The following is a 24,217-nucleotide window of genomic DNA, read 5'->3' on the forward strand; positions in this document are numbered from 1 at the left end:
CGTGACCGCATCCGTCTCCCCCGCGTCCACCCGAGTCGACGCGCTGCTCGCGCAGATGACGCTCGAGGAGAAGCAGGCGCAGCTCGTCGGCTTCTGGGTCGACCAGGGCGACGAGGTGGTCGCTCCGCTCTCGGGCGAGAAGCGGAGCTCGACACGGTACGAGGAGGCGTCGGCGCACGGCATCGGCCACCTCACTCGGGTGTACGGCACGCGCCCGGTCGACCCGGTCGAGCGCGCCGCCTGGCTGTGGGGCGAGCAGCGCCGCCTGCAGCGGGAGACCCGCCTCGGCATCCCGGCCATCGTGCACGAGGAGTGCCTGACGGGACTCGCCGCGTGGAAGGCCGCGACCTTCCCGACGCCGCTGGCCTGGGGCGCCGCCTTCGACCCGGACCTCGTCGAGCAGGTGGGCCGTGCGGTCGGCGCGTCCATGCGCGCGCTCGGCGTGCACCAGGGACTCGCTCCCGTGCTCGACGTCATCCGCGATCCGCGCTGGGGACGCGTCGACGAGTGCATCGCCGAGGACCCGCTCGTCGTGGGCACCGTCGGCACGGCCTACGTGCGCGGACTGCAGTCCGAGGGCGTGCACGCGACCCTGAAGCACTTCGTCGGCTATTCGGCGTCGCGCGCGGGGCGCAACCACGCTCCGGTCAGCGCCGGACGTCGCGAGGTCGAGGACGTGCTGCTCCCGCCGTTCGAGATGGCAGTCCGCGAGGGCGGCGCGCGGAGCGTCATGAACTCGTACTCCGACATCGACGGCGTGCCCCTCGCCGCGGACCCGACCTATCTCACCGGAGTGCTGCGCGACCGCTGGGGATTCGACGGCGTCGTGGTGTCGGACTACTTCTCGGTGGACTTCCTCCGGAGCATGCAGCGGATCGCCGCGGACAAGGCGGATGCCGCGCGTCTCGCGATCACGGCCGGGATCGACGTCGAGCTGCCCTCGCCGGACGCCTACCCGACGCTCGCCTCGCAGGTGCGGGAGGGCGTGCTCCCCGAGTCGGTGCTCGATGCGGCCGTGCGGCGGGTGCTCGCGCAGAAGGAGGAGCTGGGGCTGCTGGACGCCGACTTCGGCGAGCCGCCGTCGGCGATCGATCTCGATCCGCCGGAGCACCGGGCGATCGCCCGGCGACTCGCGGAGCGGTCGGTCGTGCTGCTCGGCAACGACGGCATCCTGCCCCTCGACCCCCGCAGCCCGGTGAAGGTCGCCGTGGTCGGACCGAACGCCGACAGCGCCGAGGCGCTCATGGGCTGCTACTCGTTCGTGAATCACGTGCTCGCGCACCATCCCGGGGTGCCGTCGGGGATCGACCTGCCCACGGTGCTCGATGCCGTGCGGGCGGAGCTGCCGCTCGCGGAGCTCGCGCACGTGCGCGGCTGCGAGGTCGAGGGCGACGACGCCTCCGGCATCCCGGCGGCGGTCGACGCCGCGGCATCCGCCGACGTCACGATCGTCGTGGTCGGCGACCGCGCCGGACTCTTCGGCCGCGGCACGGTCGGCGAGGGCAACGACGTCGACACGCTCGAGCTCCCCGGCCTGCAGCGACGGCTCGTCGAGGACGTCGTCGCCACCGGCACCCCCACGGTCCTCGTGCTCCTGACCGGCCGCCCGTATGCGATCGACTGGGCGCTCCCGCCGCGACGCGGGGCCGAGGGGACCATCGTCGGACTCGGCGCGGTGAACGCGCCGGCGCCGGTGGACGCCCCGGCCGCCGAGCGCGACATCCGGCGCCCGGCGGCGGTGCTGCAGTCGTTCTTCCCTGGCGAGGAGGGAGCCCCGGCGATCGCCGCCGTGCTGAGCGGCGCGGTCGCGCCGTCCGGCCGACTGCCCGTCTCGCTGCCCAGGTCTGCCGGCGCCCAGCCGTACTCGTACCTCCACGCCCCGCTCGGTGGCCGCACCGACGTGACGAGCGCCGATCCCACGCCCGCGCGTCCGTTCGGCTTCGGCCTGAGCTACACGACCTTCGCGCACGAGGATCTCACCGTCGCTCCCGAGGTCTCAGCCGGCGACCGCATCCGCGCGAGCGTCACGGTGCGCAACACGGGCGGCCGGGAGGGGACCGACGTCGTGCAGCTCTACGCGCACGACGAGGTCGCGAGCGTCACCCGCCCCGTCGCGCAGCTGATCGCGTTCGAGCGGGTCGCTCTCGCACCGGGAGAGGCGACCGTGGTCGACATCGACGTGCCGGTCGAGCGTCTCGCGTTCACCGGCCTCGACGGCGTCAAGCGCGTCGAGCCCGGTCGCATCCGCCTGTGGGTCGGCGGCGCCTGCGACGACGAGGAGACGGTCGCGTCCGTCGACATCGTCTGAGGCCGGGACGACTGCTAGCTTCGGACGGCTCCGACGAAGGCGGCGACGTGCTCCTGGAGCTTCACGATGCGCAGCTCCCTCGCGAGCTCACGGTCGTAGCCCTCGTACGCCAACGGCGGGAGGATGCGCACGTTCGTCGAGCATCCGAACTCCGCGCAGGTGAGGATGCCGACCGTGTCGCCCTTGCGACCGGCCGGGCCCGCCTTGCGAGCGACGTAGAGCTGGACGTCGTTGCGCAGCGTGACGTCCTCGCACCACGAGCATTGCGCGCGGGCGATCACGCGCTGCTCGGCGCGCTGCAGGAAGATCCCCGTCGCGACGTCGTCGATCCAGACCACCACGTACGCACGGCGGGGCATCTTCGGGTCGGTCCAGCCGAGGTAGTCGAGCTTCTCGAAGTCGATGTCGTCGAAGCCCGCCGGGAGGTTCAGGTCGGAGACCTCCTTGCGGGAGGCGTTGAGGAAGGAGGCGCGCAGCGCGCGCTCGTCGATGGGACGCATGAGAGAGGTGCTTTCGAGTGGGGCCGCGGAAGGCAGGCCGCGAGTCTACGCCCGTTTGTTTCACACCGTGTCGCCTCGGGTTCCCCGCTCCGCGAGTCCGACCTACTCTTGCCGGAACGCCCGCTCGACCCTCACGAAGGAGAACCCCGTGTCCACGCCGCTGAACCACCTTCCGCCCCTCTCGGTGCGTGAGCGTTCCGCGTGCATGTGCCGGCACGGCTTCGCCTGCTCGTCGTTCAGTGCGGGCCATTCCCTGCACCTCATCCAGGCCCGCATGGCAGCCGCCACCCCCGCGGAGTGGGTCGATGCGATCGTGGAACAGGCGGATGCGTCACGCGGGGACCTCGTGGTGCGCACGCTCGACGGCGACGCGCACACGCTGTGGAACGGTGGCGGCGCGGCACTCGAGGCCGCTGTCGGCACCCCGGTCGCACTGCACGTCCGCTACGGCGTGCTGTCCGTCGGCCGAGCGCGGTTCAACGTCGCGATCGGCTGAGAGACCTCAGGCCGCCGCTGTCATCATCGTCTTGACGGCCATGCAGGCGTCCATGCAGTCCTTGCAGGCCTGAGCGCACATCCGACAGATCTCGCTGTGGTCGGCGTGCTCCATGCACGCGTCCATGCACAGCTGGCACATCGCGATGCAGGCGTCGAGCATGGCCATCATGGTGGCCGGCGTCATGCCCTGCATCCGCATCATCGAGCGCATCATGGTGTGGCACATGTCGGCGCAGTTCATGCAGGCCGGCGCGCAGTCCATCAGCTGCGTCGAGCAGACGGTGCATGCCTGCTCGCAGGCCGCGCACGCGTCCATGCAGGCCTGCATGACAGCCATGTCCATCATCGCCATGTCGGGCATCGACTCCATGCTCTTCGACATGGCGCCCATCATCATCGAGTCCATCGCACACCGCTTTCGTCATCGGACCCGAGAGGATCCGGCCGAGGAGGAGCGGGCAGGACCACCCGCCTGACGCCAGGGTAACCCGGGAATCGCGCGGCGTCGACGGTCGATCCGACCTGTCACGAGTCCCCGCCGTTGTCAATCCCGTGGCCGGTTTCCGGGCCCCGTGCGAGGGTGGGACTCCCATTGATCGACTGATGAGAGGACAGGCACATGAGTGCAGGAGACGACATCAAGAACAACGCCGAGAAGCTGGGCGGGAAGATCAAGGAAGGCGTCGGAAAGGCGACCGACAACGAGCGCCTCGAGGCCGAGGGTCACGCCGACCAGACCAAGGCGTCGGCGAAGCAGGCCGGCGAGAACGTCAAGGACGCCGCGAAGACCGCCGGCGAGAGCCTTCGGGACGGCTTCAAGGAGTGACGGCTGAAGGGGTGAGGCCCGCCAGGGTGGGTCTCACCCCTCGGATCAGCGGGTGCGGTTGCCCGAGATCGAGCGGATCAACCACGCGATCACGGCGATAGCCAGCAGCACCAGGCCGACCCACAGCAGGAACTGCAGGGACTGCACGAGTCCGCCCGTGATCGCAAGGATGATCGCGATCACGATGACGATGATCAGAAGGATGTTCATCGGTCTTTCCCTTCTTCGGGGCGCGGCGCGCCCATCTACGGTCAACCTAGACCCGGGAGCGCCAGCTCCGCAGGGGCTTGACGCGAGGCTTCCGCCCGTGTGAGAGGAGCAGGACATGCCAGGACGCAGGAACAACTCCCTGAAGGATCCGGAGTTGTACGAAGAGCTCCGCGACGACGGGGCCTCGAAGGAGAAGGCGGCGCGCATCTCCAACGCCGCCGCGCGCGACGGTCGGAGCGCCGTCGGGAAGCGCGGGGGCGAGCACGGCGACTACGAGGACTGGACCGTCGCCGAGCTGCGCACGCGCGCGAAGGAGATCGGTCTCACCGGCTACAGCGGCAAGCGCAAGGCCGAGCTCATCTCCGCTCTACGGAACCACTAGGCCGCCGTCTGTGGCCCGGTTCGGCATCGAGGAGGAGTTCGTCCTCCTCGACCAGACGTCGCTCGTCCCGCTGGCCCTGAGGCCGGAGGCGCACGCCGGGGTCATCGGCGAGCACGCGGGGGGCCGCATCTTCCCCGAGTACCTGATGTGCCAGCTCGAGACCGCGACGGCGCCGCTGCGCACCATGACGGAGGCCGCCGAGCAGGTGCGCGCGCTGCGTCGGCGCGTGTCCGACCACGTCGCGTCGGACGGCGGGATCGCCGCGTCGACCGGCACCCCGTTCATCGCGCCGGAGCGCGTCGACCTGGCGCCGTCGGAGCACTACGTCGTCGTCGCGGAGCTGCTCGGCGAGATCACGCGCGAGCATCAGGCGAACGGCCTGCACATCCACGTGGAGGTGCCGGACGACGAGGAGCGCGTCCGCGCGCTCAACCGCGTCCGCGGATGGATGCCGGCGCTGCTCGGCCTGATGGGCAACGCTCCCTTCTCGCACGGCCGCGACTCCGGGTTCGCCAGCTGGCGCAGCATCCTGATCCGACGCCTGTCGACCTGCTGGACCCCGCCGCGTCTCGCCGACTTCTCCGACTACCGGGACCGGGTCGCCCGGCTCGTCGAGGTCGGCCTGATCTCCGAGGCGAGCTCGCTGGGGTGGACGGTGCGGCTCGCCGAGCGCTATCCGACCGTCGAGGTGCGTGTGCTCGACGCGCAGCTCACCGTCGAGGAGACGCTGCTCGGGGTCGCCCTGACCCGCGCGCTCGTGCTGAGCGACGACCTCGGGGGCCTGCCGGACATGGGACTCGACGCGATCGACGCCTCGCTGTGGACCGCCGCGCGCCGCGGACCCGACGCCCTCATCCTCGATCCCACCAGCGGAGAGGTCGCCTCGGTGCAGGACGTGGTCGACCGGATGCGGGAGCGCCTCCGACCGGTGCTGGAGGAGCTCGGCGACGACGACCTGGTGACCGAGGGGATCGCACGACTGCGCGCCGACGGCACCGGAGCGCAGCGGCAGCTCCGCGCGCACGCCGAGCGCGGAGTGGACGGCCTCCGCGACCTCTATCGCGCCGGCACCGCATCCGCCTGACCCGATCCGGCCCCGCATCGCCCCGCACGCCGCCGGCCGGCAGTAGTGTCGCCCTGTGGCATCCTCTCGCTTCGCTCCTCTGCAGCGGCTCGTCATCTCGGTCGCCGTACTGGCCTCGTTCGTCACCTTCCTCGACGGCACGGTGGTCACCGTGGCGCTGCCCGCGATCAGCCGTGAGCTCGGCGGCGGCATCACGACGCAGCAGTGGGTCGTCGACGCGTACCTCATCACGCTGAGCGCGCTCATCCTGCTCGCGGGCTCGCTGTCCGACGCCTACGGCCGCGTGCTCGTGATGCGCGTGGGGCTCGTCGCGTTCGGCGTGGCGTCGATCGCGGTGGCGGCTGCGCCCGACCCGCTGATCCTCATCATCGCCCGCGCCGCACAGGGGGCCGCGGGGGCGCTGCTCGTCCCGAGCTCGCTCGCGCTGATCACCGCCACGATGCGCGGCGACGTGCAGTCGCGCGCGATCGGCGTCTGGACGGCCTTCACCACCGGCGCGCAGCTCGTGGGACCGCTGCTGGGCGGTCTCTTCGTCGACTTCCTCTCCTGGCGACTCGTGTTCCTCATCAACGTGCTCCCCATCGCCGTGACGCTCGTGCTCCTCGGCCGGATGAAGCTGTCGGAGCGGCCGAGCGGCGTGCGCGTCGACTGGGTCAGCGGCATGCTGTGCGCGATCGGCCTGGGAGCGGTGGTGTTCGCGCTGATCGAGCAGCCCAACCTCGGCTGGTCGTCGCCCGCGATCTGGATGCCCGGCGTCGCCGGCGTGGTGCTGTTCGCCCTGTTCCTGGTGCGGCAGCAGCGCTCGGCCGCCCCTCTCATGCCGCTCTCGCTCTTCCGGGTGCGGGACTTCGCGTGGGGCAACCTCGCGACCCTGTTCGTCTACGCGGCGCTCTCGCTGAACGGCTTCGTGATCGGCGTCTACCTGCAGCAGGGAGCCGGCCTCTCGGCCACGGCCGCGGGACTCGCGAGCCTGCCCATGACCATCCTCATGATCCTCGTGAGCTCGCGCGCCGGCTCGTGGGCCGGACGCTACGGGCCGCGCATCTTCATGACCGTGGGCCCGCTGGTGATGGCGGCCGGCGCCGTCATGCTGCTGCTCGTCAGCGAGGACTTCGACTACTGGTGGCAGGTGCTGCCGGCCATGATCGTGATGGGTCTCGGCCTCTCGCTCACGGTGGCCCCGCTGACGTCGGCGATCCTCGGGGCGATCGACGAGTCGCGCTCCGGCATCGCCTCGGCCGTCAACAACGCGGTCTCCCGCGTCGCCGGGCTGCTCGTCGTCGCGATGCTGTCGACCATCATCGGCGGCACACTCGACCTCGCCGGCTTCCACAACGCGGCGTGGGTCACCGCCGCGCTGCTCGTGCTCGGCGGAGTGGTGTCGTGGATCGGCATCCGACGGAACCCCGCCGAGGAGGAGGCCCCGGCAGCCGTCGACGCTCCCCGTTGACGGTGTCGAAGGGCGGGCGCAGACTGAGGGCGACGTCTCGCCGACGCCGATCCCCTGACCGATGGAGGTCCCCGTGAGCACCACCTCGACCGCACTGCCGCCCGTCGTCGACGCCGAGACGTGGCGGCGCGAGCTCGCCGACCTGCGGGTGCGCGAGAAGGCCGCGACGCGCGAGCTCGACGCGATCGCCGCGCAGCGTCGACGCCTCCCGATGGTCGAGCTGCCGGACTACACGCTCATCGGCGCCGAAGGTCCGGTGCGCCTGGCCGAGATGTTCGACGGGCACCCGCAGCTCATCGTCTACAACCACATGTGGTCGGACGGCAGCGAGTGGCAGTGCCCCGGATGCACCGGCTTCACGTCGCAGTTCACCCGCCTCGACGTGCTGGAGCGGTACTACGACGCCCGGTTCGTGATCGTGACGAACGGTCCGATCGACGAGGCTCTCGCCTACCGTGAGCGCGTGGGCAACCGCATGGCCTGGTTCTCGAGCGCCGACAGCTCGTTCGGCGCCGACATGGACGCAGGTCCGAACGAGGGGTTCGGCGTCAACGTCTTCCTGCGCGACGGCGACACGGTGTACCGCACGTGGCACACGAACGGACGCGGCACCGAGCGCCTCGGCCACCTGCAGGGGCTCGTCGACGTGCTGCCCTACGGCCGCCAGGAGGAGTGGGAGCAGTCGCCCGAGGGCTGGCCCCAGCATCCGACCTATGCGCAGGGCATGGGGTCGAAGGAGATCGCGGAGCTCTACGGGGCACGATCCTGAGGCGCGGAGCCGGCCGCGCGACCGGCTCCCTCTCCGCGTCCGCCGCCGCCCTCGTCGCCGGGATGCTGCTCGCGGTCGCCGCCCTGTCCGGCTGCGCCGCGACGGATGTCGCCGACCCGGCCATCGCTCTCCCCCCAGCGGGAGCGACGCCCGACTACCAGCTCGGCGGCGCGTACGAGCCGGCCGACGGCGTGGGCATCGTGGGCCGGGACCGGTCGGACGCCCCTGCCGACGGTCTCTATTCGATCTGCTACGTCAACGGCTTCCAGACCCAGCCGGGCGAGCTGCAGGACTGGGACGGCGACCTGCTGCTGCAGAGCGGCGGCGCACCCGTGTTCGATCCCGACTGGCCCGACGAGGCGCTCCTCGACACCTCGACGGCGGAGCGCCGCGACCGCATCGCGGCGAGGATCGGCGACGCGATCGACGGCTGCGCGGACGCCGGCTTCGACGCGGTCGAGTTCGACAACCTCGACTCGTACACCCGCTCCGACGGCGCGCTGACGCTCGACGACAACCTCGCCCTCGCTGAAGCCCTCGTCGCCGTCGCGCACGGCGCGGGCCTCGCCGCCGGGCAGAAGAACGCGGCGGAGGACGCCGTCGAGCTGCACGATCGAGCGGGATTCGACTTCGCCGTGGTCGAGGAGTGCGCCGCCTACGAGGAGTGTGCGGCGTACACCGAGGTCTACGGCGATGCGGTGGTCGACATCGAGTACACCGACGAGCTGCCCCGCCCGTTCGCGGAGATGTGCGCCGACGACGACGCCCCGGCATCCATGGTGCTGCGCGATCGCGACCTCCTCACGCCCGACGACCCCGGCCACGTGTTCGAGGCGTGCCGGTGACGGGCGGAGCCCGCTCGCTGTCTATCAACACCCTCGCGTCGAGCTGGTCGTCGAAGTGCTACTGCTCCACGGACATTCAGGTATGGGGGAAGCCTGATCGAGAAAGCAGGGCGGCTTGCGCTCTTCACTGCGGGAGCACTTGCGATGATGCTCGCCCTCCCCGCGACTGCGGCGTCGGCGCAGACCATGCCCCGGGTCATCGTGTCCTCGAGCTGGAGCACTCACATCCAGAACATCGGGTGGCGCTCGACGTCGCAGAGCACCGATCTCGTGAGCGGTTCGAACAAGCTCAACTTCACTGTGGGAACGGAGGGGCCGGAAGAGGACTCGCGATCGAAGCCGTTCGCGTGACTCTCGAACTGCCGAATCTCAATTACGTGTACGACGCCGTAGTGAACGGCGACTGCCAGCTCGCCGGGACCTGCTGAGGTCGTCCGCACCGCTCCCGCCGTCCTAGCCACCCCGGCGGCACGGGTCAACAGCATTGCGACCCGTGCACGGGAGGGGCCAGCATGGCGTCGTGAACGCATCGAGGAACCGCCGGCGCCGACGACTGTCCGGCATCGCGGCCGCCGTCACCCTCTCCGCGACCCTGGCGGGGTGCGGGCTGACGATCCCGTCCGACCCCGAGGGCACTCTGCAGACCGTCTCCGGCGGCGAGCTGCGGGTCGGAGTGTCGCCCGACCCCGGCCTCGTCTCGCGCGACGATCCGCCCACCGGCAGCATCCCCGACCTCGTGACCGGATTCTCGGACAGCCTCGACGCCGACGTCGAGTGGACGATCGGCTCGGAGGAGACGCTGGTGGGGATGCTGGAGCGCGGCGACCTCGATCTCGTGGCCGGAGGCATCACCGACCAGACGCCGTGGCTCGACAAGGCCGGCGTCAGCCGCGGATACACCGGCATCGACGGCGCGGACGGGCGCATCCTGGTCATGCTCGTGCCGCTCGGCGAGAACGCCTTCCTCAGCGCGCTCGAACGCCATCTCGACGAGGAGGTGGGCTCGTGAGCACCGTCGATCGGATCGGACGGACGGAGCTCCCCGACGAGCAGAGGGCGGCCCTGCGCGGGGCCGTGCGCTGGGAGTGGTTCACGATCGCGTACACCTCGGTCACGATCGCCGTGATCGCGCTCGTGGTCGGCAACTCCCAGGCGATGCGGACGGCGTGGATCGAGGACATGCTGTCGCTGATCCCGCAGATCGCCTTCCTCGTGGCGCTGCTGTTCGTGCGGCGGCGACCGACGGTCAAGCGTCCGTACGGGCTCCATCGCGCCATGGGCGTCGGCCACCTCGTCGCGGGCGTGGCGCTGCTCGCCGTCGGCCTCAACCTCGCCCGCGAGTCCGTCGTCGGACTCGTCTCGGGCGAGCATCCGACGATCGGCACGGTGGTGCTCTTCGGTCAGACCGTCTGGCTCGGCTGGCTCATGGTGGCGGTGATGGCGGTCGTGATCGTGGGTCCGGTCTTCCTCTACGGCCCCGCGAAGTCGAAGCTCGCCCCGATCCTGCACAACAAGCTGCTCTACGCGGACGCCGACATGGCGAAGGCCGACTGGCAGACGACGGTCGCGTCGATCATCGGCGTGCTGGGCGTCGGCGCCGGCGTGTGGTGGCTCGATGGCGCCGCGGCCCTGTTCATCTCGCTCGGCATCATCTGGGACGGCGCGCGCAACACGAAGACCGCCGTCATCGACCTCATGGATCAGCGTGCGCGGACGTACGACAGCACGCACCCGCATCCGCTCGCCGGCGACATCCTGTCGACCATGCGTTCGCGGCCGTGGGTGAAGGAGGCCTCGGTGCGGATGCGCGATCAGGGCCAGGTGTTCCACATCGAGGCGTTCGTCGTGCCGCGTCGGGATCGCGTCTCGCTCGCCGAGACGGCCGACCTCGCCGCCCGGATCTCGGACCTCGACTGGAAGGTGCAGGAGGTCGTGATCGTCCCGACGGACCGGCTGCCCGAGGGCACCGACACGGACGGACGCGCCTGACGGTCGACCTCCGGACACGGGCGACGCCCACCGCACCAGGAAAAGGGGGGAATCCGTGCGGCGGGCGCCGTGGTCGATCGCGGCTGCGGTCGACGGTCTCCGGGCTACGCCAGGTCGTTGAGGTCGATCTTGTCGTCGTCCTCGTCGTCCGCATTCCTGCGGTTGTCCTCGGCCGGGCCCGTGGCGTCGCCGTCGTTCGCCACCGGGTCGTCCGACACCTGGCGACCGACGAGCTCATCCGGGATCATCGGCGTCTCGTCCGACGTCGACTGAGCGGGGTCCTGGGCGTTCTGCGGGTCTGACATGGAGTCTCCCTCCGTCGGTGTTCTCTGGGGTGCGCCCAGCTTCTCTCCCCCGTGCCGGGCACGGGTGCCCCTTGACAGACTCGGGACCGTCTGGATGCCGCTCAGTGGAACGGGCAGCGACCGGATGCCGTCGCGGCACGCACCCGACCTCCGGAGCGCGGCTTGGTGGGCAGGCGGCGGCGATCGACGTCGAGGCCCTCGCCCAGGACGCGCAGGTCGGGGTCGCTGAGCACGGCGATCGCGGCCGAGAGCCCGGCGATCGCGAGCTTCTCGCCGGGGCAGCGGTGCCCGGTCGCCACGTCCGCGCCGCCGTGGGGGATGAAGGCGGCGAGCGCCTCGTAGTCCTCGGCATCCCGGAAGCGCTCAGGATCGAAGCGGTCGGGGCGGGCCCAGAAGCGGTCGTCGGCGTTGGTGCCCATGATGTCGAGGACCACGCGGCCGCCCGCGTGGACGTGCTGGCCGTCGATCTCGATGTCGGCCGTCGCCCAGCCGGGGAGCATCGGCACGAACGGCGCGGTCCGGCGGACCTCCTGTGCGAACATCACCGCGAGCGGGCCGCCCACGAGCGCCTCGCGCTCGGCGGTCTCGGCGGCGATGCGGTCGCGCCATTCGGGGCGGTCGTGCAGCTCCTTCGCGGCGAACGCCACGAAGCGCGCCACGGCGATCATGGGCCGCATGCTGTTCTGCAGCTCCACACCGGCGACCTTCGCCGGGAGCAGCTCGCCGTCAGGATCGCGGTGATGCGCCCACTGCTCGAGCGCTGTGCCCTCCGCCGCCGTCAGCGCCCCGCGGCGCACGGCCTCGATCAGCCGCTCCGCGTGCCGATCCGACCACCAGCGGTTCGCGATGGCGACGAGATACTCCGGCGAGTACGGCGAGCCGAAGCCGTCGACGATCTGCGCGAGCCGCGCCGACCAGCGCGTCTGCGCCGCCGGCGTGCCCGGCACGCCCGCCCAGCGCATGATCGCCCGGCCGAGCGCGCCGACCGCGGCGTCGTAGGCGCTGCGGGTGCCGCCGTCGAGCCACGCCCGGCGTTCCCTGCGCCACTCGCGCTCGAGGAACGGGGTCAGCCGCGCGACCTGCTCGTCCTCGTACGCGACGTCCACGAAGGTGGCCTTGCGATGACGGTGCGCTGCGCCGTCCAGGCTGTGCACCGAGGCGTGGCCGAACAGGCTCTCCTGCACGAGCGCGGGCATGGCGCCGTGCCGGGCGATGCGGCTCTCGTCGTAGAACAGCTCGACGCCCTCGACGCCGCGCACGAAGACCGCGTCGCTGCCGAGGAGTCGGAGGGGCGCGGATCGCGCCCCCGGTCGCACGCGACGCCAGATGCGGGCGCCGAAGCCGTAGCCGTGCGTGAGGAGGGTGGGGGCATCGTCGCGGGCGAGGGCGCCGAGTCGGCGCGCGGCCTGCGCGGGGAGATCGATGAGTGCCATGACACGACGTTCTCAGGGACCGGACGACGCTTCCAGGGGGAGGCGCGATCCGGGGTCGTGTGCTAGCGCCGGCGGAGCGGCGGTATGCTCCGGCATCCGCTCGTCAACCCCCTGGGACGACGTCTCGTCGACCGTCACGATGCTGGCAGGAGCGAGGGAAGGAACCGCCATGGCGAAGAACGTCCGCACGATGAACTGCCGCCCCGACGACGTCTTCCGGGTGCTGGCCGACGGCTGGCTCTACCCGGCGTGGGTCGTCGGCGCGTCACGGATGCGCGACGTCGACGAGTCGTGGCCGCAGCCCGGGGCCGAGCTGCACCACTCCGTCGGCGTCTGGCCCGCACTCCTCGACGACACGACGGTCGTCGAGGAGTGGTCGCCGCCGAACCGCATGGTCATGCGCGCACGCGGATGGCCGATCGGCGAGGCCCGCGTCACTCTGCGCGTGCGCGCCTTCGACGGCGGCTCGATGGTGCGCATCGACGAGGAGCCGGTCGAGGGACCGGCGACCCTGGTGCCCGGCCTCATCACCACTCCCCTGCTGCGCTGGCGCAACTCCGAGACGCTGCACCGGCTCGCCTACCTCGCCGAGGGACGCGCCGGCTGACTCACCGAGGGGCGCGCCGGCTGATCGGCCGGACGCGCCCCTCGGAGACGCTCAGGCCGCGTCCGGACGGAGCACGACCTTGATGCAGCCGTCCTCCTTGCGCTGGAACGTCCCGTACAGCGCGGGTGCGTCCTCGAGCGGGGCAGAGTGCGTCGTGAGGTCCATCACGCCGAGCGGGTCGTGCAGGTCCTCGACCAGGGGCATCAGGTCGTCGATCCAGCGCTTGACGTTGCACTGCCCCATGCGCAGGCTCACCTGCTTGTCGAACATCGTCTTCATGGGCAGCACGTCGGCGTCTCCCGCATAGACGCCGCTGAGCGACACGGTGCCGCCGCGCCGCACGACGTCGATCGACGCGTGCAGAGCCGCCAGGCGGTCGAGTCCCGCCGTCTCCATCATCTTCCGCGCAGCGGCGTCGGGAAGCAGCCCGACCGCCTTCTGCACGAGGGAGACACCGGGGTTGCCGTGCGCCTCCATGCCGACGGCGTCGACGACGGCATCCGCGCCCCGCCCCTCGGTGAGGTCGCGGAGCTCGGAGACCACGTCGTCGGTCAGGTCGAAGACCTCGGCGCCGTGTCGCGCGGCCATCTCGCGGCGCTCCGCCACCGGGTCGACCGCGAGCACTCGGTAGCCGCGGTGGGCGCCGATGCGGGCCACGAACTGGCCGACCGGCCCGAGCCCCATGACGGCGAGGGTGCCGCCGTCCGGCACCTGCGCGTACTCGACCCCCTGCCAGGCCGTCGGGATGATGTCGCTGAGGAAGAGATAGCGCTCGTCGGGCAGATCGGAGGCGACCTTGATGTGGTTGTAGTCGGCGAGCGGCACCCGCAGGTACTCGGCCTGGCCGCCCGGCACCTGGCCGTACAGCTTGGTGTACCCGAACAGCGAGGCACCGCTCCCGTACTCGCGCACCTGCGTCGTCTCGCACTGCGACTGCAGGCCGCGCAGGCAGGAGAAGCAGTGCCCGCAGGAGATGTTGAACGGCACGACGACGCGATCGCCGACGGCGAGCTGCGTCACCTCGCTGCCGACCTCGACGACGACGCCCATCGGCTCATGGCCGAGGACGTCGCCCTTGTCGAGGAACGGACCGAGCAGTTCGTAGAGGTGCAGGTCGGATCCGCAGATCGCGGTCGAGGTGATGCGCACGATCGCGTCGGTCGGGTGCTCGATGACCGGATCGGGCACCTCCTCGACCGCAACGTTCCGTGTGCCCTGCCAGGTGAGTGCCTTCATCGTCCGTCCTCCTCGATAAGTCGTCGAAGGGCCACCCTCGGCGACGACGTGGCGACAGCACAGAGGGTTGACAGAACGGATGCCGGGGGCGAGACCGACCGGCGGGACTCAGGCCTCCGCGCGCACGGCCTCCAGCGACGGGTAGTCGGTGTACCCCTCGGCGGTGCGGCCGTAGAACAGCGCGGGCCGCGGCTCGTTGAGCTCGGCATCCTGGCGCCAGCGCTCGACGAGGTCGGGGTTGGCGATCACGGGACGACCGGCGGCGACGGCATCCGCCCACCCCTCCGACACGAGGTCGTGCGCCTCGCCGCGGCTCGTGGGCACGGCGAAGCCGGAGTTCACGATGAACGGGGCGCCGATCTCGCGGCGGATCCGCTGCACGGTCTCCGAGGTCGGGGCGGCGTGCAGGATGTCGACGAACGCGAGGTCGAGGGGCGCGAGACCGGCGGCGGCGGCGAGGTAGGTCGCCAGCGCGTCGGCGTCGTCCTCCTCGAGCACGCCCTGGATGTTGTGCTGGGGCGACAGCCGAATGCCGGTGCGGTCGGCCCCGACGGCGTCCGCGACCGCGCGCGTGACCTCGATCGCGAACCGCGCGCGGTTCTCGGGCGATCCGCCGTAGCGGTCGTCGCGCACGTTCGAGACCGGTGAGAGGAACTCGTGGACGAGGTAGCCGTTCGCGCCGTGCACCTCGACGCCGTCGAGCCCCGCGGCGATCGCGTTGCGGGCGGCCTGGACGAACTGCTCGACGACCTCGGGGATCTCGTCGAGGGTGAGCGCGTGCGCGACCGGCATCTCGGCCTTGCCCACCGGCGTGTGGGTCTCACCCGGCGCGGCCAGCGCGCTCGGGCCGACGACGCGCGGCTGACCCGAGATCTCGGGGTGCGAGACGCGGCCGCCGTGCATCAGCTGCATCACGATCGTGCCGCCGGCCTCGTGCACGGCATCCGCGATGCGGCGCCAGCCCTCGATCTGCGCGGCGGTCTCGATGCCCGGCTGTCCGGAGTACGACTTGCCCTCGGCGACGGGCCAGGTCCCCTCGGTGATGATGAGCCCCTGGCCCGCGCGCTGGCGGTAGTACTCGACCATCATCTCGGTCGGCACCCCCTCGTCGTCCGCGCGGGTGCGGGTGAGGGGCGCCATGACGACGCGGTTGGACAGAGACAGGGCGCCGAAGGCGGCGGGCTCGAAAAGACTCACACAGGGACGCAAGGAGCGCACCGCGTGCACTATTCCCGACGGCCCGTCGATGTCGGTGGCCGATGCGACGATCGGCAGGTCGAGAGGAGAGCGCGATGCGCGACGAGGCCACCGTGCTGCACGCCGATCTCGACGCGTTCTACGCCTCGGTCGAGCAGCGCGACGCCCCCGAGCTGCGCGGCCGCCCCGTGATCGTCGGCGGCGGCGTCGTGCTCGCCGCGAGCTACGAGGCGAAGGCCCGCGGGGTCCGCACGGCGATGGGCGGTCGCCAGGCCCTGCAGCTGTGCCCGGATGCCGTCGTCGTGCCGCCGCGAATGGATGCCTACAGCGCCGCCAGCAAGGACGTCTTCGCCATCTTCGCCGACACGACGCCCCTGGTGGAGGGCCTGTCGATCGACGAGGCGTTCCTCGAGGTCGGCGGGCTCCGGCGCATCGCCGGCACCCCGGAGGAGGTCGCGGTGCGGCTGCGCACCCGGGTCCGCGACGACGTCGGCCTCGCGATCTCCGTGGGCGTCGCCCGCACCAAGTTCCTCGCGAAGGTCGCGAGCGCGGTGAGCAAGCCCGACGGACTGCTCGTCATCGATCCGGACCGGGAGGAGGAGTTCCTCCTCCCCCTGCCGGTCGAGCGCCTGTGGGGCGTGGGCGCCGTCACCGCCGAGAAGCTGCATCGGCTCGGCATCCGGACCGTGGGTCAGCTCGCCGAGCTCGAGGCCGCGACGGCCGAGCGCCTGCTCGGCAAGGCCACGGGTGGGCACCTCCACGCCCTCGCGCGGCTCCGCGACCCGCGGCCGGTCGACACGACACGCCGGCGCGGCTCGATCGGGTCGCAGCGCGCGCTCGGGAGCCGTCCGCGCACGACGGAGGAGCTGGATGTGACCCTCACGCAGATCGTCGACCGCCTCGCCCGCCGGCTGCGTGACGGCGGACGCACCTGCCGCACGGTCGTGCTGCGCCTGCGGTTCGGCGACTTCTCGAAGGCCACCCGCTCGCGCTCCGTCGGCGTGCCGACCGAGCGGACCTCCACGCTGCTGGCCGTCGCCCGCGCCCTGCTCACCGCCGCCCTGCCGACGATCGAGGAGCGCGGCATCACGCTGATCGGCGTCTCGCTCTCCCACCTGGATCGCATCGAGAACCTGCAGCCGGAGCTGCCGATCGACTGGGGCGAACGAGAGCGTCTCGACACCGCTCTCGACGCGGTGCGCGATCGATTCGGCGCGCAGTCGCTGTCGCGCGGCACCCAGCTCGGACGCGATCCCGGGTGGTCGACGCCGGTGCTTCCCGAGCACGAGTGACGCGGGAACCGGCGCCTAGTCGTTCGGACAGGTCACGCTGAAGGAGACGGTCGCGTCGACCTGCTCGGCGTCCACGAGAAGGTCGTCGATCGGACCGGTCGAGCCAGGCACGCGCTCGGAGACCGACGCGGTTCCGCCGAGGGAGTCGTGACGGTCGCGTCCACCATAGCCGCACACGAGAGAACGGAGGCAGAGCCGCCGGAACCTGCAGCGCCCGGCTGCTCCTCGTCGCACACACGATGATCAGGGTTCACGACGGTCGACCGCGTACCATGGGATCTGAACGCTGACGCAGCACCGCGGCCGGGACGACCCGGTCGCCTCTCGCACCGGGGACGGCCCCGCCTCGAAGGAGCTGTCATGTCGCGCCCACCTCGGACCGGACTGGTCGGACCCACCGACATCGGGCGCATCGTCCTCGGGTGGGGTGCCTTCGGCATCCTGCTGCTGATCCATCCGCTCATCGAGGCGCCCGCACCTGCTCCCGTGCTGATCGTCGCGCTGGGTGCGATCATCGCGGTCATCATCGTGTGCGCGTTCGGCGTCGTGAAGCAGGCCGAAGCGCTCGCGCATCGGCTCGGCGATCCCTACGGATCGCTCGTCCTCACCCTGTCGATCGTGCTCATCGAGGTCATCCTGATCTCGGCCGTCATGCTCGGACCGGGAGAGCACGGGACGATCGCCCGCGACTCGGTCATGGCCGTGGCGATGATCATCCTCAACCTGGTGATCGGCCTGTGCCTGCTGCTGGGCGGCATCCGCCACCGCGGCCTCACGCACAACCGCACCGGGACGTCGGCGTACCTCGCGATGCTCGTCGTGCTCGGCACGCTCGCATTCGGGCTGCCGGCGCTGATCGGCGAGGGCGGTTCCTACACGCTCGGGCAGGCGATCCCGGTCATCGTCCTGACCCTCGGCCTCTACGCCTTCTTCCTCTCCCGGCAGATGGGCGCGCAGGCTGCGGACTTCATCGAGGTGGGCGAGCGGATGCCGGTGGGCGAGCGGATGCCGGTCGGCGGGCGGATGTCGGCGCGCACCGCCGCGCGGAGCGAGGCGCCGACCGGCGGCATCCGCGCCGTGCTCCGCGAGAACCGCCGTGAGGTCGTGACACGGCTCGTGCTGCTCGTCGTCACCGTCGTGCCGATCGTGCTGCTCTCGCACGACATGGCGGCGCTGCTCGACAACGGGCTCGGCCGTCTCGGCGCCCCGCCGGCCCTCGCCGGCGTGCTCATCGCGGCCATCGTCTTCCTGCCCGAGTCGATCACGTCGGTGCGCGCCGCGCTCGGCGGCGAGGCGCAGCGCGTGAGCAACCTGTGCCACGGCGCGCTCGTGTCGACCGTCGGGCTGACGATCCCCGCGGTGCTGATCATCGGCATGGCGACGGGGCAGACCGTCGTGCTCGCCGAATCGCCCGCGAACCTGCTGATGCTCGGCGTCACCCTGCTGCTGTCGGTGACCACGTTCGGCGCGAAGCGCGCGACGGCGATGCACGGCGCTGCACATCTCGTGACGTTCGCGGCGTACGTGCTGATCCTGTTCAGCTGACCCCGTTCGGCCGGCCCGGCTCAGCCGAGCCGGCCCCAGGCCCGGACGGATCACGGATCTTCGGACGGATGACGGAGGTTCTGATCCCGTTCGGCCGTGATCTGTCCTTCTGTCCGTGATCCGTCAGCGCCTCAGCCGTAGCTCGGTCAGGGAGTGGTGATGCGCTCGACGGCGACCGCGATCTCGCCGACCTCGCGCGCCTGCTCGTCGAGCGCGCGATGGATCGAGATGCCCTCGATCATGGCGTCGAGCAGCCGCGCGGTGTCCGGATCGAAGTGACGCTCGAGCGCGGCACGGCTGCGCTGCATCCACGCCGTGGTGAGCGCGCGGTACTCGGGCTTGCGCGCAGCGAGCGTGTACAGCTCGTGCGACAGCACGAACTCGCGGGTGTCGCCGAAGACGTCTTCTCGGATGATGTCCACCACCGCAGCCCTGGCGGACTCGAGATCGGATGCCGCCGCGAGGCGGTGCTCGAAACGGGCGCTGATCATGGTCGAGAACCGCGTGAACGCCTCGTGCAGCAGATCGTCGATACCGTCGAAGTGGTAGGTCATCGACCCCAGGGGCACGCCTGCGGCCTCGGCGATCCGTCGGTGGGAGGCGCCGGCGACGCCGGACTCCGCGATCACGTCGAGGCACGCCGCGATGATGCGATCGCGACGCTCGGGATCGGTGCGGCGTCCGCTCCTGCTGCCCACAGGCCGGGCGCCCGCGCCGGTCTCGTCCGCAGCTCCGGTCTCGCCCGCATCGCCGACCTCACGCGACATGAGTGGCCTCGATGGTGCGCACGACGCGGGCGGGGCTGCCCACGGCGACGACGCCGGCGGGGATGTCGCGCGTGACGACCGAGCCGGCGCCGATGACGCTGTTCTCGCCGATCGTGACGCCGGGGCAGACGATGACCCCTCCGCCGAGCCAGACGTTGTCGCCGATCGTGATCGGCTCGGCCGCCTCGAGCTTGTCGCGGCGCAGCTCGGGGTCGATCGGATGCGTGGGGGTGAGCAGCTGCACGTTCGGACCGATCTGGCAGTCGGCGCCGATCGTGATCGACGCGACGTCGAGCGCGGTGAGGTTGAAGTTCACGAACGTGCGCGCGCCGATCGAGATGTGATCGCCGTAGTCGACGTGCAGCGGCGGCCGGATGACGACGTCGGCCGCGAGATCGCCGATGAGGTCCTCGAGCCATCCTCGCGCGGCCGGATCGCCGGCGAGCACCTGCCGCCGATAGAGCTCGGCGAGTCGCGCGGCACGGGCGGCCCTGGCTTCCATCTCGGGGTCGTCGGCGATGTACAGGTCGCCCGCGAGCATCCGCTCCCGGTTCGTTCGAGGGTCGCCTGCGAAGTGGTCGGTCATGGTGTCGATGCTAGCAACTATGCGTACGTTCGTACACATGGGTCGAGGTCCCGGAGCATCGCCCCGGAGGCGCGAGAATGGAGGACATGTCCCCGAACTCCCCGCGGCGACTGCTCGCCTCCGTGCAGCGGATCCTGCACACCGACCCGACCTCCGCCGCTCTCACCGAGGCGATCCCCGTGATCGACGATCGCACGATCCCCCGGGTGCTCGATCTCGCCACCCGCATCGGGGAGTCGATGTTCGCGGTCGGCGCGTCAGCCCACGAGGTCACCCTCGCCATCACCCGGGTCTGCGCCGCCTATCGCATGCGCGACGTGCAGGTCGACGTCACCTACAACTCGATCACCGTCTCCTTCCACCTCAGCGGAGAGGCGTGGCCGGAGACCCTGGTGCGGGTCGTGCGCGTCGCGGCTCCCGACCATGCCAAGCTCCAGCGCGTGCAGGCGCTCGTCGCCGACATCGACGACGGCCTCGACCTCGAGTCGGCCCGCACGGCCTTCCGCGTCATCCGCAGGGTGCCGTTCCGCTACCAGCAGCCGGTCGTGATCGTCGCCCGCGCCCTGCTCGCGGTCGGGGTGAGCATCATGCTCGGCGCCTCGCCGATCGTCGTCGGCCTCACGTTCGTCGCCGCGCTCGGCGCGGCGCTCACCCAGGCCGGACTCGCCCGCCTCCGCGTGCCGCTTTTCTTCAGCCAGATCGCCGGAGGGTTCGTGACGACGGTCGTCGCGGTCATCGTCTCGGCGCTCGGCGCCGCGGGCATCGAGCCGTTCGTCGGCATCCGGCCGTCGATCATCGTCGCCTCCGGCATCGTGCTCATGCTCGCGGGTCTCACCGTCGTCGGCGCCGCACAGGACGCGATCGACGGCTTCGCCCTCACCGCGGGCGGGCGCATCCTCGACCTGACGATGCAGACGCTCGGCGTGGTGATCGGCATCCTCGTCGGGCTGGAGCTGGGCGGCGTGCTCGGGTTCACGATGGAGCTCCCCGACGACCCCGCCCCCTTCGGGCCGCTGCTCGGTCAGTTCGCCGGCGCGATCATCATCGCCGTCGCGGTCGCCGTCTTCAACGGCGCGGGTCTGCGCATCATCCTCGTCAGCGCGCTGCTCAGCGCCGTCACGCTGGCCGGATACTCCGCGACCACGGCGCTCAACCTGCACCCTGCCGCGGCGAGCGCGATCGGTGCCCTCCTCGCGAGCGTGGTCGGGATGCTGATCGCCCGCAATCTGCACGTGCCCTCGGTCGCCGTGACGACGGCGGCCATCGTGCCGCTCGTGCCCGGAGTCGCGGTCTTCCAGGGACTGCTCGAGATGGTGCACGCAGCGGGCACCTCCACCGGAGTGCTCGGCATCGGCGGCTCGCTGATCGACGCGGCGGTGATCGGCATCGCGCTCGCGTCCGGAGCATCCCTCGGCCTCTACCTCGGGACGCCGATGCGGGCGACGCTCAGCAGCGTCGCGAAGACGAGGGCTCGCGTGCGGCGCTGATCCGCGTCCGGCGTCTCTCCCTCACATCTCCCAGTCATCGATCGACGCGGTCGGCGGATCCAGAGGCTCGGGAGGGCGATGCTCCCGTTCGACGGACACGACGACGCGGGAGGTCCCATGGATGAGCACGCTCACCATCTCGTCTCCGTCGGAGAGGTCCACGAACGCGGGCGGCGAGGCGGCCGCGGCCTCGATCTGCGACATCACGTGGACCAGATCCCGATCACCGCCCAGCAGGAAGTCCCTGCCGTCGACCTCGACATGCGTCCTGATCCCTGTCCGTGCGCCGCCCATGTCAGCGACGGTAGGCGCGACCCGCGCGATCACTCAGGGGGTTGCGTACCGTCGAACCCGGGAGTAAAGGCGGCGCTACGCGCTGGCGAGATCCGGCGACTTCGCAGCGCCCTCCGCCGTCGGCTCCGGCACGAGGTACAGGCCGCTCGGCGAGTTCGCCGTGAAGGCGAGAGCCTCGACCCATGCACGGTTGATCTGGGGCTGACGGCTGCCGAAGTACTTGAACACGATCGAGCTGCCCGCGTGGATCCACACGGTCGTCCGGCCGCCGCCGATGCTCGCGTCTTCCTTCCAGGTGAAGCCGAACGGCTCACCGCGGCGGAGCTTCGCCGTGACCGCGAGCTGGATGTGGGTGAGAGCGCGGTCTTCGATCTCCACCTTGGGACCACCCTCATAGATGAACTTGCCCATGACGGGCTCCTCTTCGTCGTCGCCACGGGAACCCGCGCCAAGAGGCGCGACCGAGATGATCGCTGAGTGGTGATGTCTCCACTATCCCACCGATGCCGAGGGATCGACAGCCCGTTCCGCACCGCTCGGTCGGAATGGCCCCGGACGCGCACCGGACGTGCCGGTCACGTCATCAGTGCGCGCTGCCCCCGTAGAGCTCGCCCACCGGGACGGGCACGGCGAGCACGTTCCCGGGAGGGGCCAGCGGGCAGGCCCACGCCGGGTCGTACGCACACGACGGGTTGTACGCGAAGTTGAAGTCGAGCACGATCGTGCCCTGCACGGGGTCGGATCCGAGGTCGGCGCCCTTGATGGTGTCGAGCAGGTACCGGCCGCCGCCGTACGTACCGCCCGGTCGGCCCGCCAGGGCGTCGCGCACCGGGACGAACAGCCCACCGCCGTACGAGGTGATACGCCAGACGTCGAGCGATCCGACGTCCGGCACCTCGACCCGCCCCACGCGGTCGAAGGGCACGACGCCATCGGTGCCGGTCGCGAACTCGAACCCGGCGGACTCCGTGTCGAGGAGAGGCAGCTCGAAACGCCACGCGGGATCGTACGGCGCGACGGGAAGACCCTCGAACAGCGCCCGATCCTCGGCGAGCAGCGGGGTCGACGGATGCCGCAGCAGGAGGTCGTCGCGCTCGATGCGCCACAGCTCGTGGGCCTCCTCCGGCGAGGACGACTGGCGCACCGCGGCGTACAGCGCGAAGACGCGGCGTCGCCAGTCGACGACCTGGAAGGCCGTGAGATCCATCGGGCTCAGACGATGGGGTCGTTGTCGCTCACGCTGCGGCGCGTGACGCGGTCGCCCGTCGCGGGATCGACCGTGGTGCGCGCGACGCTGTCGGTCTGACGACGCCGCATGACGAGGACGAGGCTGATCAGGAAGACCAGGACTCCCGCCGCCATGAGGATGTAGCCGATCATGTCGAGGTTGACGTAGCCGCCGGTGTCGACGTTGATGGCGAAGACGAGGATCGCTCCGATGACGACGAGTGCGATGCCGCTGCCGATACCCATGATGACCACCCTTTCCGAGACCGCGGGCGCGGCCTCGGACGACAACAGTAGAGCCGTGAGCAGGTCACCCGAAAGAGATGGACACCGCTCCCCCGTCGTGGTAGCGCCTCACCGCCCCGACTGCGGGGGCGCCGTCGCTCCGAGCTCCTCCCACAGGTGGGCGATCGAGGCCGCACCGCGCCGCAGCATCGTGAGCGACACGCTCTCGTCGCTCGCATGCCAGTGATCGTCGGGAAGGCCGGTGCCGATGAGGATCACCGGCGCTCCGAGCGTCTTGGCGAGGAAGTCCGCCGGTCCGCCGCCCGCGTTCCCCATGCGCCCGGCGAGCGGGAGGCCGTACCCGCGCTCGAGCGCGCGTTCGAGCGCGTCCCGAGCGGTTCCCGCAGGGCTGATGTACGCCTCCTGCGCGATGACCTCGTCAGTCTCGAGCGTGTACTCGACGTGAGCGGGGACGACCTCGGCGACGAACTCGCGCAGCTGGTCGGCGACGGTGTGGACGCGCTGACCGGGTACCGTGCGGATGCTGAAGGAGGCCTCCGCCGTCTCGGGGATCACCGAGCGCTCCAGGCCGAGCGGGTCGCCGGCGAGCAGCGCGAGGATCTCGATCGACGGCCGGGCCCACAGTCTCTCGAGGAGCGTGTAGCCCTCCTCGCCGTCGACCGCGGTGGTCTCGACCCGCGCCATCCACTCGTCCTCGTCGGACGGAAGGTCTGCGAAGTCCGCGCGACGCTCGGATGTGAGCTCGTCGACGTCGTCGTAGAAGCGGGGCAGTCGGATGCGCCCGTGATCGTCGTGCAGCGCGCTGACGACATCGGCGACGACGTGGGCCGGGTTCACCGTCACCCCCACACGTCGATGCGCCCGAACGCCGCGACGGCCGTTGCCGCCAGAGCCTGCACCGCGGCTTCGTCGGTGACGTCCGTCGGCACGACCAGGGCCTCACCGCCCGCCGCGCGGCATTCCTCGGCCACGACCTCGAGGGCGCTCGCACTGCGGGATGCCAGGACGAGTCGGGCTCCTCGGCGCGCATGGCGGTGCGCGGTCGCGCGGCCGATGCCGCTCGACGCGCCGGTGATGACGACGACGGGCGGGTTCCTCTTCCGGGCTGCGCGCATGCGGCGACGATAGGTGCCG

The 24,217-nt window shown here is 71.1% G+C and carries 31 protein-coding genes; 16 read left to right on the forward strand and 15 right to left on the reverse strand.

What is annotated here, in order from left to right; genetic code table 11:
* The first annotated feature begins 55 nt into the window (after positions 1 to 55).
* Entirely contained in the window at positions 56 to 2,308 is a 2,253-nt protein-coding gene (locus A4X16_RS04420) for a beta-glucosidase family protein (protein ID WP_067117141.1), read from the forward strand.
* Positions 2,309 to 2,322: 14 nt separating this feature from the next.
* On the opposite strand, the gene A4X16_RS04425 is transcribed toward A4X16_RS04420, so the two are convergent.
* A complete protein-coding gene (locus A4X16_RS04425; protein WP_067116981.1) occupies positions 2,323 to 2,808 on the reverse strand; it encodes an FBP domain-containing protein in 486 nt (161 codons plus the stop codon).
* Positions 2,809 to 2,956: 148 nt separating this feature from the next.
* On the opposite strand from A4X16_RS04425, the gene A4X16_RS04430 reads away from it, so the two are divergent.
* On the forward strand, positions 2,957 to 3,304 hold the full coding sequence (locus tag A4X16_RS04430; RefSeq protein ID WP_067116983.1) for a hypothetical protein: 348 nt from the start codon (positions 2,957 to 2,959) through the stop codon (positions 3,302 to 3,304).
* A 6-nt stretch (positions 3,305 to 3,310) separates the two neighbouring features.
* On the opposite strand, the gene A4X16_RS18215 is transcribed toward A4X16_RS04430, so the two are convergent.
* Complete coding sequence (locus A4X16_RS18215; protein ID WP_231880269.1) at positions 3,311 to 3,490, reverse strand: hypothetical protein; 180 nt, start codon at positions 3,488 to 3,490, stop codon at positions 3,311 to 3,313.
* On the opposite strand from A4X16_RS18215, the gene A4X16_RS18220 reads away from it, so the two are divergent.
* Positions 3,465 to 3,782 (forward strand): hypothetical protein, encoded by a 318-nt coding sequence (locus A4X16_RS18220; RefSeq protein ID WP_231880270.1) that lies wholly within the window; start codon positions 3,465 to 3,467, stop codon positions 3,780 to 3,782. The two genes, A4X16_RS18215 and A4X16_RS18220, sit on opposite strands and share 26 nt — an antisense overlap.
* 143 nt (positions 3,783 to 3,925) lie before the next feature.
* Entirely contained in the window at positions 3,926 to 4,132 is a 207-nt protein-coding gene (locus tag A4X16_RS04440) for a CsbD family protein (RefSeq protein ID WP_067116988.1), read from the forward strand.
* A 45-nt stretch (positions 4,133 to 4,177) separates the two neighbouring features.
* Here the strand turns inward: A4X16_RS04440 and A4X16_RS18020 are convergent, their stop codons facing one another.
* Positions 4,178 to 4,342, reverse strand: a complete 165-nt coding sequence (locus tag A4X16_RS18020) for a hypothetical protein (protein ID WP_167948911.1) — start codon at positions 4,340 to 4,342, stop codon at positions 4,178 to 4,180.
* 115 nt (positions 4,343 to 4,457) lie between these two features.
* On the opposite strand from A4X16_RS18020, the gene A4X16_RS04445 reads away from it, so the two are divergent.
* From A4X16_RS04445 to A4X16_RS04480, 8 genes are all read left to right on the forward strand, one after another.
* Entirely contained in the window at positions 4,458 to 4,724 is a 267-nt protein-coding gene (locus tag A4X16_RS04445) for a DUF7218 family protein (protein ID WP_067116992.1), read from the forward strand.
* Positions 4,725 to 4,734: 10 nt separating this feature from the next.
* The gene (locus A4X16_RS04450; protein ID WP_067116994.1) at positions 4,735 to 5,808 is read left to right on the forward strand and encodes a carboxylate-amine ligase; all 1,074 of its coding nucleotides are present in this window, start codon (positions 4,735 to 4,737) and stop codon (positions 5,806 to 5,808) included.
* A gap of 55 nt (positions 5,809 to 5,863) precedes the next feature.
* On the forward strand, positions 5,864 to 7,258 hold the full coding sequence (locus tag A4X16_RS04455) for an MFS transporter (RefSeq protein WP_067116997.1): 1,395 nt from the start codon (positions 5,864 to 5,866) through the stop codon (positions 7,256 to 7,258).
* Positions 7,259 to 7,331: 73 nt separating this feature from the next.
* The gene (locus tag A4X16_RS04460; protein ID WP_067117145.1) at positions 7,332 to 8,027 is read left to right on the forward strand and encodes a DUF899 domain-containing protein; all 696 of its coding nucleotides are present in this window, start codon (positions 7,332 to 7,334) and stop codon (positions 8,025 to 8,027) included.
* A 62-nt stretch (positions 8,028 to 8,089) separates the two neighbouring features.
* Entirely contained in the window at positions 8,090 to 8,872 is a 783-nt protein-coding gene (locus tag A4X16_RS04465) for an endo alpha-1,4 polygalactosaminidase (RefSeq protein ID WP_067117000.1), read from the forward strand.
* 144 nt (positions 8,873 to 9,016) lie between these two features.
* On the forward strand, positions 9,017 to 9,223 hold the full coding sequence (locus A4X16_RS04470) for a hypothetical protein (protein WP_067117003.1): 207 nt from the start codon (positions 9,017 to 9,019) through the stop codon (positions 9,221 to 9,223).
* Between the two features lie 169 nt (positions 9,224 to 9,392).
* Entirely contained in the window at positions 9,393 to 9,881 is a 489-nt protein-coding gene (locus A4X16_RS04475; RefSeq protein ID WP_231880271.1) for a hypothetical protein, read from the forward strand.
* On the forward strand, positions 9,878 to 10,861 hold the full coding sequence (locus tag A4X16_RS04480; RefSeq protein ID WP_067117006.1) for a cation transporter: 984 nt from the start codon (positions 9,878 to 9,880) through the stop codon (positions 10,859 to 10,861). Before A4X16_RS04475 ends, A4X16_RS04480 begins: the two co-directional genes overlap by 4 nt.
* A 104-nt stretch (positions 10,862 to 10,965) precedes the next feature.
* Here the strand turns inward: A4X16_RS04480 and A4X16_RS04485 are convergent, their stop codons facing one another.
* Both A4X16_RS04485 and A4X16_RS04490 read right to left on the reverse strand, forming a co-directional pair.
* Entirely contained in the window at positions 10,966 to 11,166 is a 201-nt protein-coding gene (locus A4X16_RS04485; RefSeq protein ID WP_067117008.1) for a hypothetical protein, read from the reverse strand.
* A 101-nt stretch (positions 11,167 to 11,267) separates the two neighbouring features.
* Positions 11,268 to 12,599, reverse strand: a complete 1,332-nt coding sequence (locus A4X16_RS04490) for a cytochrome P450 (RefSeq protein ID WP_067117019.1) — start codon at positions 12,597 to 12,599, stop codon at positions 11,268 to 11,270.
* Between the two features lie 169 nt (positions 12,600 to 12,768).
* Between A4X16_RS04490 and A4X16_RS04495 the strand changes: the two genes are divergently transcribed.
* Positions 12,769 to 13,206, forward strand: a complete 438-nt coding sequence (locus tag A4X16_RS04495) for an SRPBCC family protein (RefSeq protein WP_067117023.1) — start codon at positions 12,769 to 12,771, stop codon at positions 13,204 to 13,206.
* A gap of 51 nt (positions 13,207 to 13,257) precedes the next feature.
* Here the strand turns inward: A4X16_RS04495 and A4X16_RS04500 are convergent, their stop codons facing one another.
* Both A4X16_RS04500 and A4X16_RS04505 read right to left on the reverse strand, forming a co-directional pair.
* Positions 13,258 to 14,442, reverse strand: coding sequence for an alcohol dehydrogenase catalytic domain-containing protein (locus tag A4X16_RS04500; RefSeq protein ID WP_067117026.1), 1,185 nt, complete (start codon positions 14,440 to 14,442; stop codon positions 13,258 to 13,260).
* 108 nt (positions 14,443 to 14,550) lie between these two features.
* A complete protein-coding gene (locus A4X16_RS04505; protein WP_067117029.1) occupies positions 14,551 to 15,639 on the reverse strand; it encodes an alkene reductase in 1,089 nt (362 codons plus the stop codon).
* Between the two features lie 95 nt (positions 15,640 to 15,734).
* Between A4X16_RS04505 and dinB the strand changes: the two genes are divergently transcribed.
* Positions 15,735 to 16,931 carry a DNA polymerase IV gene (gene dinB / locus A4X16_RS04510; RefSeq protein WP_067117032.1) on the forward strand — a complete coding sequence of 399 codons (1,197 nt, stop codon included), beginning with the start codon at positions 15,735 to 15,737 and terminating at the stop codon, positions 16,929 to 16,931.
* A 360-nt stretch (positions 16,932 to 17,291) separates the two neighbouring features.
* Positions 17,292 to 18,476 (forward strand): calcium:proton antiporter, encoded by a 1,185-nt coding sequence (locus A4X16_RS04515; RefSeq protein WP_067117035.1) that lies wholly within the window; start codon positions 17,292 to 17,294, stop codon positions 18,474 to 18,476.
* A gap of 146 nt (positions 18,477 to 18,622) precedes the next feature.
* Here the strand turns inward: A4X16_RS04515 and A4X16_RS04520 are convergent, their stop codons facing one another.
* The gene (locus A4X16_RS04520) at positions 18,623 to 19,243 is read right to left on the reverse strand and encodes a TetR/AcrR family transcriptional regulator (RefSeq protein ID WP_082914264.1); all 621 of its coding nucleotides are present in this window, start codon (positions 19,241 to 19,243) and stop codon (positions 18,623 to 18,625) included.
* On the reverse strand, positions 19,233 to 19,829 hold the full coding sequence (locus tag A4X16_RS04525; RefSeq protein ID WP_082914265.1) for a DapH/DapD/GlmU-related protein: 597 nt from the start codon (positions 19,827 to 19,829) through the stop codon (positions 19,233 to 19,235). The genes A4X16_RS04520 and A4X16_RS04525 overlap by 11 nt, the downstream gene beginning before the upstream one ends.
* A gap of 86 nt (positions 19,830 to 19,915) precedes the next feature.
* Here A4X16_RS04525 and A4X16_RS04530 point away from each other — a divergent pair, with 86 nt between their 5' ends.
* Positions 19,916 to 21,316 carry a threonine/serine ThrE exporter family protein gene (locus tag A4X16_RS04530; protein WP_067117154.1) on the forward strand — a complete coding sequence of 467 codons (1,401 nt, stop codon included), beginning with the start codon at positions 19,916 to 19,918 and terminating at the stop codon, positions 21,314 to 21,316.
* A gap of 21 nt (positions 21,317 to 21,337) precedes the next feature.
* Here the strand turns inward: A4X16_RS04530 and A4X16_RS04535 are convergent, their stop codons facing one another.
* From A4X16_RS04535 to A4X16_RS04560, 6 genes are all read right to left on the reverse strand, one after another.
* Entirely contained in the window at positions 21,338 to 21,610 is a 273-nt protein-coding gene (locus A4X16_RS04535) for a hypothetical protein (protein ID WP_067117041.1), read from the reverse strand.
* 75 nt (positions 21,611 to 21,685) lie between these two features.
* Positions 21,686 to 22,021 (reverse strand): DUF7882 family protein, encoded by a 336-nt coding sequence (locus A4X16_RS04540; RefSeq protein WP_067117044.1) that lies wholly within the window; start codon positions 22,019 to 22,021, stop codon positions 21,686 to 21,688.
* Between the two features lie 172 nt (positions 22,022 to 22,193).
* The gene (locus A4X16_RS04545; RefSeq protein ID WP_067117047.1) at positions 22,194 to 22,817 is read right to left on the reverse strand and encodes a DUF1684 domain-containing protein; all 624 of its coding nucleotides are present in this window, start codon (positions 22,815 to 22,817) and stop codon (positions 22,194 to 22,196) included.
* Between the two features lie 5 nt (positions 22,818 to 22,822).
* Positions 22,823 to 23,083 (reverse strand): DUF6458 family protein, encoded by a 261-nt coding sequence (locus A4X16_RS04550; RefSeq protein ID WP_067117157.1) that lies wholly within the window; start codon positions 23,081 to 23,083, stop codon positions 22,823 to 22,825.
* Between the two features lie 108 nt (positions 23,084 to 23,191).
* The gene (locus A4X16_RS04555; protein ID WP_231880272.1) at positions 23,192 to 23,926 is read right to left on the reverse strand and encodes a peptidase dimerization domain-containing protein; all 735 of its coding nucleotides are present in this window, start codon (positions 23,924 to 23,926) and stop codon (positions 23,192 to 23,194) included.
* The gene (locus A4X16_RS04560) at positions 23,923 to 24,198 is read right to left on the reverse strand and encodes an SDR family NAD(P)-dependent oxidoreductase (RefSeq protein ID WP_067117053.1); all 276 of its coding nucleotides are present in this window, start codon (positions 24,196 to 24,198) and stop codon (positions 23,923 to 23,925) included. Before A4X16_RS04560 ends, A4X16_RS04555 begins: the two co-directional genes overlap by 4 nt.
* Positions 24,199 to 24,217: the final 19 nt, after the last annotated feature.

The organism is Microbacterium sp. H83, from assembly GCF_001650405.1.
GTDB lineage: Bacteria > Actinomycetota > Actinomycetes > Actinomycetales > Microbacteriaceae > Microbacterium.